The organism is Bradyrhizobium sp. Ses1 (assembly GCF_059512365.1).
Genome location: NZ_JCAMOQ010000231.1, coordinates 1 through 389 on the forward strand (window position 1 = coordinate 1; position 389 = coordinate 389).

Annotated in this window: 1 pseudogene; it reads left to right on the top strand. The window is 64.0% G+C overall.

Going from position 1 to position 389, the window contains the following annotated elements:
• Window positions 1–316: pseudogene (locus AC5ZG5_RS46495) on the top strand (IS630 family transposase); the annotation flags it as partial.
• Window positions 317–389 lie beyond the last annotated feature (73 nt).

A 389-nucleotide genomic window follows, 5' to 3' on the forward strand; every position in this document is an offset into this window, starting at 1 on the left:
ACCGCAAGCCGGTGCTGGAACCGCATCGCGCCTTCATCAAGGAGCGGATCAGCCAAACGCCGCATCTGACGCTGCACAAGCTGAAGGATGAACTTGCTGCCCGTGGGGTCGAGGTCTCGCACAATGCGGTCTGGACGTTCCTGCGGCGCGAAGGCCTGCGGTTCAAAAAAAAACGCTGTTCGCCCTTGAGCAGGCCCGCTCGGACGTCGCGCGCCGGCGGCGCCGCTGGCAGTCGTGGCAGGCGAGCCTCGATCCTCAGCGCCTGGTCTTCATCGACGAGACCTGGATCAAGACCAGTATGGCCCCCTTGCGCGGCAGGGCTATCGCATATGGCCGAGCAAGGTGAGGAGGAAGCTGTCGTCCCAGCCGGCGCGCTTGATTTTTCGACG